The following is a 16718-nucleotide window of genomic DNA, read 5'->3' as shown; positions in this document are numbered from 1 at the left end:
AGTTTACGATGCTTCTCATTTATTTCTTCTCGAAACGGTAAACGCCATCCCAATCGGCCGGAGCTTCAAACGCAAAACTGCCGCAGCGTTCGATAAAGACATCTACAAGAAGCTTGTTAGCTGCGATTTCTCGATGCCTCTTTAAGGCGTCTGATGCTTCAGTCCATTTTCCAGACTGATACAAGTCATAGCATGCACGCCATTCTTCGAGTTCGCGTTTTTTGGCTGCGCTCACCAAAATACCACTCTCATCATCTTTTTCCGCTACCAGTTCAAAGATGCGACTAGGAAAACTAGTCCCGGCAGGCACGACAAAGTCAATTTCGCGCAGCACAAACTTGCTCTCGACATGAACGGCCACATCTGACGATACGAGAATTCTTGTGCCGTAAACTTTGTTCAACCCTTCCAGTCTGGAAGCAAAATTAACGGCAGCGCCGAGTGCAGTGTATTGCAACCTAGAAAGAGACCCGACGTTGCCGACCACTACGCGACCGGTGTGCAGGCCGAAACGTGTATGCAACGGACGTAGTGGTAACGCTTCGTTATCAGAATTGAGTTTCGCCTCAGCCTGCAAACACGCCAAAGCTGCTCGGCAAGCATGAACAGGGTGATCAGTATCATCGAGCGGAGCATTCCACAGAGCCATAATGGCATCGCCGATGTACTTATCCACGGTACCCTGATTGCCGGATATCTCTTTTTCCATTGCTTCGAAATACTCGGACAAGGCAGGCATCAGTACTTCGGGTTCAAGCCCCTCGGTTTGTCGCGTGAAGCCTTTGAGGTCAGCGAACATAAGTGTCACGTCGCGCGACTCTCCCCCAACGCTAATTCTCTCTGCTTTTGAAAGGATAGAGCGCACCAGCTCCTTCGGTACGAACGCTCCGAAACTCGACAAACCGGCTTTCATACTCGCAACGGCAGCCCCGAGTTCGGCGACTTCCTGAATATTTGACTTCAGGTTCAAGTTCTCACTTAGCTCAAAGTTACTGACTTTTCTGGCTTCCGTTGCCACGCGCACGAGGTTTTTGCTCAACAGACGGGCGACAACAAAGGTAAATGAGACAGCCAGAACCAAAGCAAGGACGCCGATTTGCATGGCGCGAGTGGTGTTTCTTTTTATTTCTCCGGTAAACTCATCTTCCGGCACTATGAGCCCCAGCGTGGGTTGGGCACCGAAGACTTCAGGGATTGGCATCACAGATGCGATATAGTTTCTTTCATCGGATGCTGGAGCTATGCGGAAAAAATCCTGCTGACTGGTTCGCCATTTATCAATGACACCGTCAATAATTTGGCTACGACCTTCAACTAACTCGTTCGTATTGGTACTCACGAAGCGCGGCTCTCCACCTTCGGACCGCGTGCTGGTGTAGGAAAGTAGGCGACCTTCGCGATCTAGCATGAAAACCAAACCATGATCGCCAATCCTGATATCATCCAGGATTTGCGAAAGTGCCGATATTGTTATGTCGAGCGCAACGACGCCAAGCAATTTACCTTCGTCGTCAACCACGGTTTTTGAGAACGTTGCACCCAAACGCCCTGTGCTCTCGAATTGATAAAGCGGCGATACGTAAACGCCGCTTTGCTCTAACGCCCCGCGATACCAAGGGCGTGTTCGAGGATCGTAGACAGTGGTTCCACTTAGAAATGGTGTGGCCAGCGAACGGCCATCCGACCAAAAGTAAGTCTCGACGCGCTCGCCAAATTGCTCGGAAATTACCCGTTGAACGCGATCTACTCCTTCCGGCACAGGCAAGGCGCTCGTACCAAAAGTTTTCCAATGTTTTGGGAGGTTAATATTCTGAAAAAAGTCTCCGGATTCTTCCTCGCCAAAATACAAGCCATAGTAGTGCTCATTGCCTTGCATCTGCGAATAGAGCACGTCCAAACCTGCACTTGAGCCAGCATAGTCCGTAAATTTAGAAAGAAAGACAGATGCAGAAGATACGACACTTCCCGCTCCGCGTATCACGGTTAGCATCTCATCGACTGACTGGCTTCTGGCCTCGGTCATCCGCTCTTTCGCGGTACGAATGGCGAGCTCTTTGTTGCCAAAATATAGAATGGCAACAAGCATTGTTGTTACGGCTAACGTGAGGAACGTGAATAACGTCGCAACGCCGATATGGAGACGTACTTTCATACCCTTAATTAGTCAAAATGTAACAATAGAAGTCCAGTCGCTCGTTGCCTCACATATGAGTATCTTGAGCATAGTGTTACCTGCACCGGTTTGATCGCGCACCACCCGCAACGGTTCAAGCAGGCATGCAAGCACCATATTGGAAAAGGCATTACACAGGAAAACAAAGACGTGGATGGGATGCATTGGCAGAATTGATCTCATTTTTGGCAGGATGAATATGAAACATGCCCAGACAATTTCGTAGATTTGTAGGGGTAAACCGTCGGAACAGGATCCAGTAACCATGCAGAAACGCCCGCTTTCCCACATTCGTGTCCTTGATTTTGGGCATTTTCTGGCCGGGCCGTTGGTCGGGATGATGATGGCCGATCTCGGGGCCGAGGTGATCCGCATCGATCTGCCAAGTGGCCCCAAGTGGAAGGACCCGGCTTTCGACATGTTATCGCGTGGCAAGCGTGCGCTTACGCTTGATCTCAAGACAGCCGACGGACGCAATACGGCGCTAGATCTGGTTCGCCGCGCTGACGTGGTGATCGAGAACTTCCGTCCCGGCGTGATGGAGCAGCTGGGGCTTGGGCCGGAGGCGCTCAGGCATGTGAACGCCGACATCGTCTCGCTTTCGTTGCCCGGGTTTGCGTCAACCGATCCCGAGCTCGCCGGGATGGCAGCCTGGGAAGCGGTGATCGCGGCGCGCACTGGGCAATTTACCGACATGGGGTTGAACCGTCGGCTGATGGGGATCAACCCTTCCTTTACCCCGCTGGGGCTGGCCTCGGCCTATGGTGCCGCATTCGGTGCGATGTCGGTCCTATTTGCGTTGGCCGCGCGGCCCCGGATGGGAGGCGACCACATCGAAGTACCGCTTGCGTCTGCCCTGCTGGAGGGGCTGGTTTACAATTGCGAACAGATCGAGGGCTACCCCGAGCGCTACAAATCTCCGCGTGAGTTGGAGTTGGAGCGGCGCGCGCGCGAAGGCCTGCCCAACAACCTGAGCTTTGCCGAGCTCTCCGAATTTCTTGATCCGTTCTACCGCACCTATACCTGTGCCGATGGACGAGGGTTTTACATCGTATCCTGCTCGATCGTGAACCATCCCCAAAGAGTGCTGGAGGTTCTCGGTCTTGGCGATCTGTTGAAGGAATTGCCGGATTTTGATGTCTATGTCGATCAGGCGGATTGGCCCGCGGAATGGGCTTTGCGCAGCTATCCGGTGGGGGTAGGTGATCGCAGGCGACTGGCTGATGCGATGAAAGCAGCCTTCCTGACCCGTCCTGCGCATGAATGGGAAGAACTTTTCGGAGCGGCTAAGGCTCCGGCCACAGCGCAACGCAGCACGGCCGAATGGCTGGCCGACCCCCATGCGCTGACCTCGGGGCTGGTGGTCGCGCTTGACGATCCCCGCCACGGGCAGATGCGGCAGATGGGCAACGTCGCTTGGTTGGCCGATGATCCAGGCGCAATGGATAAAACCGCAGGGCCACAGCAGGACGACTTTCGGGATGCGCTGAGCGGTGTTCTTGCAGAGACGCCGCGAATGCCCATGAGCGGCGACGGCAAAGGCTTCTGGCTCGACGGGCTGAAGGTGCTGGATCTGACAAACGTCATTGCCGGACCGACCATCGGGTCTACACTGGTGCGGTTCGGGGCGCAGGTCACGCTGGTCCAGCCCGTGCAGCCTTCGGTCGATCCGTGGAACGCGGTGGTATTCGGGCTGCATGCGCAACGCGGCAAGAAAAGCGTGTTGCTCGATCTGCGTTCGGAACAGGGGCAGGAGGCGCTTTGGAGATTGGTGGCGCGGGCCGATGTGATAACCATGAACGGCACCGATCAACAACGTGATGCACTGGGCCTGAGCGAAGCGCGACTGAAGGAAATCAATCCGCGTCTCATTCTGGTGCAGCTTGATGCATGGGGCGGACCGCGTCGGGGGCCGAAATCGGATCACCTTGGCTATGACGACCTCGCGCAAGCCGCGACAGGTGTGATGACCCGCTTTGGTGGTGGCCCTAAGACACCCGAGGAGCACGCTCATTTCGGTACGATCGACGCGCTGACCGGGCATTGTGCCTGCGTGGCTCTCGGAGCGGCGCTGGAACGGTTAAGGGTTACCGGCAAAGGTGGTGTTGCCCGCGCCTCACTGGCCGCGGCAGGTGAAATGATCCAGGCCCAATTCATGTATAATTTCGAGGAGCGCCCAGCGTTCGATGAGCCTTCAGGACGCGAGGTGCGAGGTTGGGGGCCGTTCTATCGCTGTTATGCCGCCGCCGATGGCTGGATGTTCTTTGCTGCCCCGACAGAGCGAGAATCGGCCCTGAGCCAAGTGCCGGATGTGGCCGACCTCGTCGACAAGGGTGACACCGAATTGGAAGCCGCCCTTGCCGAGCGGTTTGCGCAAAAACCGGTGGCCGACTGGATGCGTGCCTTTGCAGGGGGCTCGGTAGGTATCACGCCTCTTGGTTCCCTTCATGACTCGCGCGACGCAGGCCTGCAGTTCGAAAGCAACGGCAGGATCGACATATCCGAGTCGACCTTTCGCGCGGTGCGCCATGATCAGCACCCGATGGGGAGGTGGGTCGACCTCGTCGCGCCCAATGCGGTGCGGCCCGAAAAAGCCTCGATTACGATCCCCGGACCTGCTCCGAAATACGGGCAGGACACGCGCGAAATCCTCGCACGGCTAGGCTATACGAAGGAGGAAATCGGGCACATGATCGAAAATGGCGCAGCTGCCGAAAGCTGGTCGGACAAGTATTTGCCGGAGTAGACATATGACACAGGACCACCCCGGACCGGCGACCACGCCGCGTACCCGTGCAAAGGCGCGCCATATCGTTGATAACTACTATATCGGCCCGGCGCGTGACGAGGCGGTTCTGGAAATATGGGGCTACACCCCAGAAATGAGCTATGCCCCTCGGGACCGCGTTGCGCTGCACGTGTCCACCACGGCAACGGAATGGGAGCTTGAGATCGGCCGCGACGGGCAGTTCTATGAGCCACTACTGACCAAGAGCGGCCTGTCGGGGGCGCATCATCCAACGCCGCGGGATTGCTCGGTCAAAGGCTGCGGCTGGCCCGAGTCCTATGCCTTCACCATCCCCGATGATTGGGCACCCGGAGGTTATCTGGTCACTTTCCGCGCTCGGAAGGGCGATGATACGGTTGAAGAACACCATGTCATTCTAATCAGAACTGCGCCAGATGCTGCGCAACCGCCCTATGTTCTGGTTTGTGCAACGGGCACCTGGCTAGCCTATAATTGCTGGGGCGGGTCCAATCACTATGAGGGTATCACAGGGCCGAATGGCGATGCTTTTTCACCCATCGTCTCCACACAGAGGCCATGGACGCGGGGGTTCTGCAAACTGCCCGAGGGCGCACCGCGTGCGTTGCGCGAACAGCCGACCAAGCCCAGCGAGATGGTACGCTATCCCTACATGGAGTGGGCCTATGCCTATGGCTATTCCAAGAAATACGCCTCAGCGGGCTGGGCAAGCTATGAACGCCATTTCGCGCATTGGGCCGAGACTGAGGGATATGAGCTCGACGTGATCGCCCAACACGATCTGCACCGCGACCCTGATCTTCTGAACCGCTATGCCTGTGCCGTTTTCGTTGGCCATGACGAATACTGGAGCGCGGACATGCGCGATACTGTCGATGCCTATGTCGATTCCGGGGGGCATGTCGCGCGGTTTGCCGGGAATTTCCTGTGGCAGACCCGGATCGAGGACGAAGGCCGCACACAGGTCTGCTACAAATACACCGCAGATCAGGACCCTTTGATGGGGACTGATCAAGAGCACCTTGTCTCGGGTGCGTTCGAGGTGAACCCAGTGAACCGTCCCGGCGCGTTGACCTTCGGTGTTAACGCCCTGCGCGGCGTCTATGCCGGTCTTGGCAACTGTGTTGGCGGCGGTGCGGGCGGCTTCACGATCTACCGCGACGAACACTGGGCCTTTCACGGAGCCGGGCTCGGCTACGGTGACGTGCTGGGCGCGCGCTCGCGGATTTTCGGCTACGAGGTTGACGGGCTGGACTATCGCTTCGAGGATGGGTTGCCCTTTCCGACTTGCACGGATGGTGCCGTGCCCGAAATCAACATTCTCGCCATGGGGCTCGCAACCAATATCGAGGCCGATCACGGTATCTGGGGTGAAACGCTTTATATCGGGTCAGCGGACGCGGCGTTCAAAGCGCAGGTGCTCTTCGGAGAGGTCACGCCCGAAACCTTGGACGCCTGCAAACGCGGCAACGGAATGATCATCTCGTGGCCGCGTGGCAAGGGCGAGATATTCACCGCTGCGACCTGCGAATGGGTCGCGGGCCTGATCCGGCAGGACGACCAAGTCGAACAGATCACACGCAACGTCTTGAACAGGTTTGGCAAATCGAGGGGGCGCTCACGGTAACTTCTGCGTCTTACTTGAAGCGGACCTCTGTTCAAACCGCAGCATCGGTCAATTCGGGCTCTGAGCGGACTCGCGTCGATGCAGCGTGTCAAGATTAAATCCAGCGCCGAAAGCAGAAGTTGAGAAAATCGAGGTGATCCGGCGATTTCATCGGCTTGGCCCAACGTGCTGAACTCTGTCTTCCAGAAGTTGCCCAAGCACAAACCGGGCTGACCAACTGCTTCTTGCCCAATCTGTCTAACGCTGCGGAACAGCCGAATGTCAGCATTTCTCTCAGTTAACTATCACGGCAAGCGCCATCGCAATTACCTTAAGCCAGCGTGGAGTAAACCTCGGCAACTCGCTGAAAAGTCCAATAGCAAGCGATAGCCGCACATCCACCGGCCAACCCCACTCGTAGGGACATCCACAAACTGGAGTTCACGCGCCGACACATTGTCAAGGTAGGCCAGAGCGCAAGAATAATGGCGACCTGGCCAAGCTCGACGCCAAGATTGAAAGCAAGCAGGCTTTGCCAGATGTTTGGAGATGTGACCTGCAAAATCTTGTGCAACACAAAGCTAAACCCAAGCCCGTGCAAGAGGCCAATCAGCGTTGTCAGAAGCACCATCGTGACTTCAGAGCGCGCATTGTCCTTAAAACTCATAAACGCCGCGACGGCTGCAAATATGATAGAAAGCGCGATCCCAGTTTCGACGGCAGGAACAAACCACGCGCCCGATGGCACAAACCCGAAAAACCCCAGCGACAGCGTTACACTATGACCAACGGTAAAACCGGTTGCACGCAGCAATAGCGCCCTGAGGGTCTGCGCTCCAATGACCAAACACACAACAAACAAAACATGATCCAACCCTTCGAGGATATGTCGTATGCCTTCCCAGACGAAACTGAGGAATCCTCCATACCCCTTCTTCTGAATCACCAATGGTTCAGTCATCAGACCCCGAGATCGAAAAATCTGAGGTGTGTCTGACGCGTAGTCGAGAATGAGGTTGGCCGTTTGGTCCTGATCCGGCAAGCCGGGGTCCAGCACGTTGGCAATGCTGTACGATTGCACCGGGCCGATTGTGTCATAATACAGGAGGAGATCGACAACTGTGTCACCAACAAAAAGCGGTGGCGTGAGGGCCGTTTCGGTGTCTACTGCCAGTTGAGCTTCGGCTAAAGTTGCGAATCCGGGCTCATTTCCGACGCGATGCAAGCGAACGGTCTCAACTGTTCCTCTTAAGCGCCGATTGTCGACCAACAGATGTAGTCCACCTTCGGCGAATTGCCCCAGCCCATTAGGATCGCTCATGGCAGCCTGCAAGTCGACAAAGTGGACCAATTGGCCGTCGCTCATGGCATTGGTCGTGAATGGTGCAGCGTCCGGCAAGGCGTCACCATTCTGATCACCGACCTTATCTGCAACCAGATAAGGCATGGGCGTGCGCATGTAGATACGTAGACCGTCTTCGGAATGCTCGACATGCGAAATTCGAACGTTGAGGTTAAGCAAAAAATGCGCCGAGGCTGATAGCGTCAGTGACAAAAGCACACCGACAAAAAGAGCGCCTAAAGCAAAAACCTTTGGTCTTAAACGCTCATGCATTTGGATCGCGAGCCTCGATTACAGTTAATCCATCCAGCTTCCAATGGCCTGACTCAGGTATGACCTCCGCCAGCACCCGAAACGTAACGGCGCGCATATGGGCGTGCCCCCAATGACCGCCTTGTGCTTTCACTGTCCATTTGGCCAGAGTGCTAAATCCACCCGGTGTGAGGGTTGGGTTAATGCGCTCTAATTCCAGTTCGCTGATATCAGTAACCGTAGCAAGACTACCTCCTGGCGTTCGGATCGCGAGCCCACGTTCAACCTCTGTTGCGATGTCACCCAGAGACGCTTCCGACACAATATGTGCCAGCTCTGACTTTCTTGCGGCCGGCGAAACTTCCAGAGTCACCGTGCTCAAGTTATCGACCATTGAGCGCAGTATATCTTCCGCAACCTGCGGCTCAGGGGGCTCGGGCTTATTCCACGGTAATTCCAGTAAATATCCCGAAAATGCCAGGGTTGCCGAAGCAGCGACAATAACGGTTACGCAACTTACGCGCTTTGCAACTTTGCCCTTGCACAGCAGGAAAAAACCAAGTGAGGCGGCACTGATCACCCCGGAGATCAAAGTCATTGCCGGGTTCTGCCGTGTCTGCTGCTCAACTGGAATCTGAGTAACAGATGCTCTTTCGTATTGGAGCAAGTGGTTCTGCCAATGAAACTGAGGGTCTGCTGGTGTCACAGCTCCAAAGAATGGCCCGGCGATATCGTTTGAAATGGTCGCAACGCGGGAAATTTCCTCGTCAAACATATCCCATGTGACCGTTACCTGATCGGGAAGGTCCGACGAAGAGAAAGACAGGATGGCTCCGATAAACGCATTGTTCACAGACACTTGCTTTCCGGGCTGGACAACCTGAAAACCCTGCGATGTGAGCTCCAGAAGTTTTGCTGTAGCGTTTGACGGTTGCACTAATTTGCCATCAATTGACACCGGGTTACGAGAAGCCAAAATGGACGCCGCCTGATTTACGATCAAGGCGCTATGCTGTGGCGAAAGCGTTTGCCCCACTTCGAAAGTTTCACCAATCCAAGGCGCCAGTTCACGCAAGCGGATCAACGTCTCATGCCGAACTTCACGGGGTTCGATGTAAAGAAAAGTGGAGGTCCCGTCCTGCGCTTTTCGATTCAGGCTTTCAGCAGAAAAGCGGCTATCCCACGGATCAGGCCAGTGAATCTTTAACTCTGCCGGCTTTGACAAGAAGCTGAAATCCGTGACCGGAACCTCACGGTCAAAAACCTGCATCCCGATAGTTACCAGTGGTTCGCCATCCCGCGATGGAGGCACTATAGTCAGCTCCTTGGGAACTGAGTTTTGAAACGGAAAGAACAGTTCGACGAAAAGAACACGCGGATCTTTGGGCGGGCTGGGAACAATTTGACCCGAGAAGGGATCGCGCTGACCTGCAAGCGGCGAGGCCCGGTCGATGCGCGTTCGGTATTCCACCTTTCTGATATCAGCGTTTAGGGCCCGTTCGCCGCTTCCAACAATCGACAGCGCCCGGCTTTCGGCTTGCGCATAAGCTTGATTGGTATCTTGTTCAGCCTCCGGCTCACCTCCGACGAAATCTGATGACCATCCTATTGGCAACATTTCCGCAAACAATGGAATATCTTCGACATAGATCTCAAGGTCGACGTAGACCCCATCATCTTTGACATGAAGGACAGCGATATTGGGGGCAACTTCTGAACCGTTTGTCAGAACGACATCCGCCGAAACGGCCTGTGCACTTGAGGCCATCAGGCCCAGCATCAGGAATAGTCGGTGCAGATACTGCCAAATCGGAATTTTGGTCACCCCTGAAGGTTAATTATCCGGCATTGGCGGTGGCGTGTAACCCTCCCATTTTCCCGCATTCACTTTGTCGGACGGCTCTTTTTCTTTTGAGCGCGGTGCATTGATGTATTCGTCGCTCACAGCTGGTGGCAGAGCATATTCGTCAACACTCGCTTCCCGAACAACGATCTGATCCTTAGTTACGTTTATCACCTGTAGATCTCGCGCCAACGTGAGCGGTCCATCGTATGTCGAACGGACACCTTCCAGGATTGCCTGAAAGTTTTCGGGCGAAAGAACAGAGTGATACCCTAGGGCCATGCGTGGCTTGACAGCGGACATAACTTTGCCGAAAGCCGCAGGTTCCGTATGAACGCGCGTAGCTACATAAGTCGCCTGTTTCATGTCCCAGCCAAAGTAAGGGGCTAGCGCATCCGGTGGTAGAAACGCCTCGTGAGAAGCGAGGTCCGCCCCTTTGGCATATTCTACATACCATTTGTTAGGGTATGTATCGCCACCAAAGACGTATTTCAGCCCATTCCATTCCAGAGAATAACTTACCGAGCCATCTAAGCTGTGGATAGCAGGCCAGGAACGGATAGTTACGTCGTTCTCCTGATAAACAATCTCGTTTTCCTGCATGTAATCGAATTCAGTGACTTCGAGCTTGGCGCCATCATCCGGCAGCGCCCCCGTACGTGTGGCCAAATCCCAAGCATAGGCTTTAGACATGCCCTCAACATAGGCTTTAGTGCCCAGTTCATCTTCTGATCCGGAAGGGCCGAAGATGCGGAGCGGGGTATATCTACCTGAAAGCCAACCCCCAACGTGGAGGCCCATGAAGTCTCCAACGTGATCAACATGCAAATGGCTGAAGAAGACCTTGTCGATCTTTGCGAAGTCCGGTCGCAGCGAGAACAGGTTTCCCGTTGCGCCAGTTCCTACGTCAAACAGAAAGACGTCCCCATTCCCAAGTTCTACATAAAACGAAATCGAAACGGCGCCTTGGTTTGGTTTGGCATACCCGTCCCCAATGCCGTGATACGCATTTCATCCGCGCCAAGGATTTCAGTGTTGGGAAAGTATGACGCTGGATAAACACCATTTTCTATTGCAGAAGCAGTTCGACCAGTCGGCAGCGCATTTTGCGCGGAAGCGGTGCCAGCCAACGACAATCCCAAAGCCAATACTGCGCCAGTCGTGGAATTCATAATGCTTTTCATTGATCCCCCCATTTTCTGCATGGCGTTTCTGAGAGCACGATGTCGTGAACTCCCAGTTGCCCATAGACTTCTCTACGGTACGACCATAGACTACTCTATGTCAAATAATGAATGCTATAATCTGAATGTCAGAAACTGTCGCCCGAACCTCACCCAAAAACGCCGCGACCAAGGAAGACTGGATATTGCTTGCCTACAAAGTCCTCAACGAGGGTGGCGTTTCCGCGATAAAAGTCGTGCCAATGGCAAAGCGACTGAACCTGACAAGCGGTAGCTTCTACTGGCATTTCAAGAACGTCCGTGAGCTTTTGGATGAGGTTCTCAGATATTGGGAGCAGGAACTGACTGACAAAGTGATCGCACAGGCAAAGACATTTGGCGGTCCCCCGGAAGACCGCATTCTTCTTCTTATGAAAAAGGTCATAGAAGAGGACGCTGCCTTGCCGGATCACGCTGTCTCAGTGTGGGCGAATACCGATAACAAGGTGAAAGAATCGTATCAAAGAACCATCGGCAAACGGTTCCACTTCGCCGCCTGGATGTTTGAACAGGCCGGGTTTTCGAAAGAAGAAGCGAAAGCGCGCGGAAGATTGATGGTGACTTCGCTAATGGGAGACTCTTCGACCGGTCTGAAAGCGCGAGGCGATTGGGAAAAGGTTATAGAGCGGGAACATGCAATTCTTGTCGGAAAGAAGAAGATAGAATAAGAATATTGTCCGGCATTGTGAGTTTCCTCGTATTAGACCGCCAGTTGTTAATTGCCCTTTAGGAAGGTCAAACGCAACAGTGCCAAGAGCCGACATTCAGTCTGTGACCATCAAGGTCCGCGTCTTCCGCGACCCAAACGCTCGACACTCGCGCGGCACACGGCCGGATTTGAATTGCGCCGATTTGGCAGGCTTGAACGTCCGCTTTCGGGAAACCGCGCTGCATTGACGGGACATAGTCCATGATCTGACGGGCGCGCGGCCCCATAGTCCGCTGCGCCAGCATTAGGCTACTTTGTCCGCGCCTCGGGCATAGCGGAGATTTCGAAAAAAGTCAGGTGCCGTTACAAGCTGCTGTCGAGGTTGGAGTCAGTTTAAAAGCCCTGACACCAGTAACCCGCATAGCAAGTGACTTGGCAGGTAGAAAACCGGCAATGCAATTTTTTTGATATTATTTATTGCTTATTTTGCTGTGGAACGTCACTGATCTTTGATTCAATTAGCAGCCGAAACCTCAACAAATCCGTGAATCACGTCATTCAATTCTGACCCAAACGTCAAGCACGACTAGACCAGCATTTAGGGTGGTCTGCATGGCATCAGCGCCCCGTATCAAAATTCCTGTCAATCGTTCTGCCACCGCCTGATTTCCGCAGCGATCAAAGCCGAGTCCTTGCGCAACCCATGCGTATCGGCCCACTGCTTCGCCTGCGCCCATTCAGCCATGGCAAGGTTGTATTTTCCATCCAGCCTGTGACTTGTGCCCCGCCACATACCAAGCTGCGCTTGTCCGACGATAAATGCTTTGCTGTAGTCTTCCATTTTGGACAGAGCGCTTTTTTCCAGACTGTTCCAGTCTTCGTACCGATCGGAAAACCCCGTTTCGCGTCCGCGCAGAAGCACTTCAAGCACGCTGGAAATACCGACAATTACACTGTGAGATGACGGTCGGCGCATCTTGTCCAGCACTTTCAGGGTTGCAACCGCGGCATCAAAACCTTCCGATTGGTTCCCGATGCGCGTAAGCGCCAGCGCCAGGGCGCCTACGGCAGAAATCTGGGCCGCCAAATCAACAGAGCCAGACATGCCGGACGTGGTTAAGCGCAGAATATCCACAGCTTCGCGCGGCCTCTCGATATGCAGAAGGCAAAGGGCCTTGCACCTCAGTGCCCAAACTTCCTGCTGGATATTGCCGGCATTCTGGGCCCTCAGCAGCAACAGATATGCGGTTTCTTCCAAGGCGCTGAGATTGCCTCGATAATACTGCGACCAGAAACGAATTCCCTGTGCGTTACACCATCGCAACTGATCCCCGGATTTCACGGCAAGAGCCTGCGCCAGCTTTTTGGCTACAAAACCCACAACGGCCGCATTTCTTCAAGCCATCCCCCTCGTCGGTCGATTGTTGGAGATATTGAACTTCATTCCATCTAGCAACTCTTCCAGATCCGGACGTGCCGCAGGCCCGTTAGACACAATGACAATCTGCGTCGTGCCATCCGGAAGAATGAAAAACGATGCCGGCTCCGCAAAACGCCGATCCGTTTCGTTTGGCGAAATAGGATCGGTTACATAGACACCCAATTCCCTCATTTGATCTTCACTGAGATCATAACCTAAATCAAACTCCCAGCCGAATTCATCCTGGTCCGCGAGAGATTTGTCGATCGGATCAGCGGAAGCGACCAGAACATCAATGCCTGCTTCTTCGAATTCTGGCAGCATCTTTTGCAATTTGTTGAGGTGTCGCTTGCAGCGAGGACAGTGCTTTCCGCGGTAGACGACGAAAAACTGATGTCGCTCACGCTTTCCGCCCACGGTCATTGTTCCGCCGCCGACTGTTGGTAGAGAGATATTTGCAATGGGGGTGCCCACAGCGGGTTTGTAGTTTTGCATTCGATTAGTCCTTTTTTAGGTTGGGGGTATTGTACGTCGATTTGAATTTAAAATTTGCCAAAATGACCGAAGTCTGCGGTGGTCTGCCCGATTTGTACTGCAGTCAGCGCTGTATGTGCGTCTGCTGTCACAACAACGGACGTTCGACAGTATTGGAGCAACGACCGAGTTGCGAACAGAGCAGCCATCAAGTTTTTCAGTACCCCTGCTTCACGCGTATTCAAGATGGTCAACCAAACGTCTGCCGCAAATGCTGTGTTCTAGTAGACAAAACCTATCGCGGACCTTGGAGGGCTTTCCAGATTTAAGCCATGGGCATGAAGCGCCTATCATATAAGATCGCCTAGGGACTTTCAGCTCGACGAAATTCGTTTCGTGTCTACCGGAAGAACAACCTAGGCTTGGAGTTAACGTTTCATGGAGCACAACTTGGAAAGACGCCTCGCTGCGATTGTGGCCATGGACATGGTCGGTTTTTCCCGTCTTTTGGGTTTAGATGAAGAAGGAACAATAGCGCGGCAACAACGTCTAAATTCCGAAATATTCGAGCCAATTATTGCTGGAAATAGTGGTCGCGTTTTTAAGAGTAGCGGGGACGGTCTATTTATCGAATTTCCCTCGGCAGTTAGCGCCGCACGAGCTTGCGTAGCGATTCAACAATCAGTATCGGAAGCCGAGAAGTCTATAGATCCCTCTAAACGCATTGCTTATCGGATAGGTTTGCATGTTGGTGACGTAATAGTCGACGGCGACGATTTGTATGGTGACGGAGTCAATATCGCTGCTCGGCTCGAAGCTTTGGCGGAACCTTCAACGATTGTTACTTCAGCAGACGCACATCGCCAGTTTGATGGTAAGTTTGAAGCGGATTTTGCACCAGCAGGATCCCGCACTTTAAAAAACATATCTGAACCTGTTCACATCCTCCAGTGGCCCCCTGACGCCGTTATTCCTGCGATGACTGTTTCCAAGCCGACTGTAGCAGTGCTCCCTTTTGAAAATCGATCCTCTGATCCAGAAAACGAATTTATTGCCGATGGCATGGCGGAAGATATAATTACAGACTTAAGCCGTATGCCTTGGTTCAATGTGATTTCGCGAAATTCCACACTGACCCATAGGGACAACGGACTGGATTTGACGGCGACGATCAGAGAACTGGTTGTTGTCTATGTACTGAAAGGCTCTATCCGTAAGTCTGGAGACCGAATTCGGGTCACTACTCAATTAATTGACTTGGCGACTGAAACACAGGTTTGGGCAAACCGCTACGACCGAGTATTCACTGACATCTTTGATATTCAGGACGAAATATCGAACGCGATAGTGTCAGCGGTCGGGCCAGGATTTTTGAGTGCCGAAGCTAGGCGCGCCCGGGCAAAAGATCCGACGCAGTTGGACGCCTGGGAATGTGTAATGAGAGGGCGACCTCTCGTCATGCGTTTGGGGCAGACGGAAACAGCAGAAGCTCGACGCTATTTTGAACGGGCAGTCGAACTGTCCGGCGGCGCATTTGGCAACGCCGACCTGGCTCTCGCACATTTTCTACAAGCGTTCTACAGTTGGGCAGAACCCGGTGAGAATTCCGCCGCGGCGATGGTCGCAGCGGCAGATGCAGCGGTGCGAGCCGACAATCAAGATCCCATTGTTTTGGCGATCAAAGGATGGTCTTTGATGTTTGTCGGCCGCTGGGACGAGGCAGTTGACCTCTTTGATCGCGCCATTACGCTCGCACCATCGTTTTCGACTGTATTGGGCTTTTGTGGAAGCGGATACTGCATAAGCGGCGCATACCAAAAGGGCCTGGATCTGGTTAAACGAGCAGAGATACTAAGTCCTCAGGACGTTTTTACACCGCTTTGGTTGATGGGCGTCTACTTTGCCCATTTTTGCCTAGAGGACTACGAAAGCGCAGAAAAGACGGTGCGTCGTGCACTGGCGTTGGCACCCGAAAACCCAACCTACAGAAGGCAGTTGGTGGCGACGCTACATCTTTCTGGTCGCATTGAGGAGAGAGACAAGGCGTTAGACGCCTACCTGTCAGTTGCGCCGGACGTCAGAGCAAGTGATGCAAGACGAATTCCCGGTCGAGACCGCGAACAAGTAGAGCGCTTTGTTCAAGTCTTGATTGCCGCAGGCGTTCCAGACTGAATTCTTCTGGAAGAATTTGCTAAGTGACAAATGTCCTCCAGTGGTGCTGTCAGACTAATTCGAATGAGTCTCAGTTTGCCTCGGAAACCGCGAACCTATCCGGAACAAAGTTGAGCCACTCGCCAAGAGCAGCGGCGCGGGTCAGCTTGAAGGTGTCTCGACTGGCTAGCGATCTTTCCTGGTTGAAGTGGTTGTAGACAGAGGAATGGACGGAGGCGAATTTCTGTAAACTTCGCATGCGCCTGAACCGTTGCATCGGGCGTTCACGCCGTCGGAAAGGAAGGTGTGAATTCTCGACCCGGTTGTTGAGCCACCTGCCCGTCTGCTGTTTTTTGGTAGCCCCAAGCTCTTTGTAAGCGGCACGATACGATGCGAAGCGATCCGTGACGACGTTTTCCGCTTTACCGTGTCGCTTCATCAATTTCTTGAGGAATTTCAGTGCTGCAGTTTTGTTTCGGCGTTTGGTGACAAGAGCTTCCAGTACCTCACCTTCGTGATCAACAGCCCGCCAAAGATAATGCCGCTTGCCATTCACCTTCACGAAAACCTCGTCAACGTGCCACTTCCATTTGGAGAAGGCGCGCAGTTGCTGAACACGCTTTCGTCTGATCTCAGCAGCAAACATCGGGCCGAACTTGTTCCACCAGTATCGGACGGTTTCGTGGCTCACATCGATGCCTCGCTCGTGAAGCAGATCTTCGATATTCCGAAGCGAGAGCGGGAAACGGATGTACAGCATCACTGCCAAGCGGAGGATCTCGGGACTATTTTAAAGTATCTGAAAAAGGCAGATCTGG

General features: G+C 53.7%; 12 protein-coding genes. 4 read left to right on the top strand and 8 right to left on the bottom strand.

The genetic code is table 11. The annotated features are described in order from the left end of the window. Positions 1-19 precede the first annotated feature (19 nt). The gene (locus ACR0I8_RS08230) at positions 20-2152 is read right to left on the bottom strand and encodes an adenylate/guanylate cyclase domain-containing protein (RefSeq protein WP_170690877.1); all 2133 of its coding nucleotides are present in this window, start codon (positions 2150-2152) and stop codon (positions 20-22) included. A gap of 286 nt (positions 2153-2438) precedes the next feature. Between ACR0I8_RS08230 and ACR0I8_RS08225 the strand changes: the two genes are divergently transcribed. After that, complete coding sequence (locus ACR0I8_RS08225; RefSeq protein ID WP_170690878.1) at positions 2439-4919, top strand: CoA transferase; 2481 nt, start codon at positions 2439-2441, stop codon at positions 4917-4919. A 4-nt stretch (positions 4920-4923) separates the two neighbouring features. Continuing rightward, a complete protein-coding gene (locus ACR0I8_RS08220) occupies positions 4924-6567 on the top strand; it encodes a N,N-dimethylformamidase beta subunit family domain-containing protein (RefSeq protein ID WP_170690880.1) in 1644 nt (547 codons plus the stop codon). Positions 6568-6877: 310 nt separating this feature from the next. On the opposite strand, the gene ACR0I8_RS08215 is transcribed toward ACR0I8_RS08220, so the two are convergent. The 4 genes from ACR0I8_RS08215 to ACR0I8_RS08200 all read right to left on the bottom strand — a co-directional run bounded on the left by ACR0I8_RS08215 (position 6878) and on the right by ACR0I8_RS08200 (position 11167). Next, a complete protein-coding gene (locus ACR0I8_RS08215) occupies positions 6878-8068 on the bottom strand; it encodes a HupE/UreJ family protein (RefSeq protein ID WP_170690882.1) in 1191 nt (396 codons plus the stop codon). An 85-nt stretch (positions 8069-8153) separates the two neighbouring features. After that, positions 8154-9920, bottom strand: coding sequence for a hypothetical protein (locus ACR0I8_RS08210; RefSeq protein WP_170690884.1), 1767 nt, complete (start codon positions 9918-9920; stop codon positions 8154-8156). A gap of 54 nt (positions 9921-9974) precedes the next feature. Then, positions 9975-10937, bottom strand: a complete 963-nt coding sequence (gene gntH, locus ACR0I8_RS08205) for a guanitoxin biosynthesis MBL fold metallo-hydrolase GntH (protein WP_480703076.1) — start codon at positions 10935-10937, stop codon at positions 9975-9977. After that, positions 10922-11167, bottom strand: coding sequence for a hypothetical protein (locus ACR0I8_RS08200; protein ID WP_170690886.1), 246 nt, complete (start codon positions 11165-11167; stop codon positions 10922-10924). The genes gntH and ACR0I8_RS08200 overlap by 16 nt, the downstream gene beginning before the upstream one ends. Before the next feature lie 125 nt (positions 11168-11292). Between ACR0I8_RS08200 and ACR0I8_RS08195 the strand changes: the two genes are divergently transcribed. Continuing rightward, positions 11293-11874, top strand: coding sequence for a TetR/AcrR family transcriptional regulator (locus tag ACR0I8_RS08195; RefSeq protein ID WP_170375877.1), 582 nt, complete (start codon positions 11293-11295; stop codon positions 11872-11874). Between the two features lie 624 nt (positions 11875-12498). Here ACR0I8_RS08195 and ACR0I8_RS08190 read toward each other — a convergent pair. Further along, positions 12499-13236 (bottom strand): hypothetical protein, encoded by a 738-nt coding sequence (locus tag ACR0I8_RS08190; RefSeq protein WP_170690887.1) that lies wholly within the window; start codon positions 13234-13236, stop codon positions 12499-12501. Positions 13237-13251: 15 nt separating this feature from the next. Next, positions 13252-13770, bottom strand: a complete 519-nt coding sequence (locus tag ACR0I8_RS08185; RefSeq protein ID WP_170690889.1) for a redoxin domain-containing protein — start codon at positions 13768-13770, stop codon at positions 13252-13254. A gap of 429 nt (positions 13771-14199) precedes the next feature. On the opposite strand from ACR0I8_RS08185, the gene ACR0I8_RS08180 reads away from it, so the two are divergent. Beyond that, positions 14200-15921, top strand: coding sequence for an adenylate/guanylate cyclase domain-containing protein (locus ACR0I8_RS08180; protein ID WP_170690891.1), 1722 nt, complete (start codon positions 14200-14202; stop codon positions 15919-15921). A 70-nt stretch (positions 15922-15991) separates the two neighbouring features. On the opposite strand, the gene ACR0I8_RS08175 is transcribed toward ACR0I8_RS08180, so the two are convergent. Then, positions 15992-16660, bottom strand: coding sequence for an IS6 family transposase (locus tag ACR0I8_RS08175; protein ID WP_480703074.1), 669 nt, complete (start codon positions 16658-16660; stop codon positions 15992-15994). Between the last annotated feature and the right edge of the window lie 58 nt (positions 16661-16718).

It is taken from the genome of Ruegeria sp. BG9 (assembly GCF_056538305.1).
Note: the sequence above shows the minus strand (reverse complement) of the source record. Positions and strands in the feature narration are given on the sequence as shown.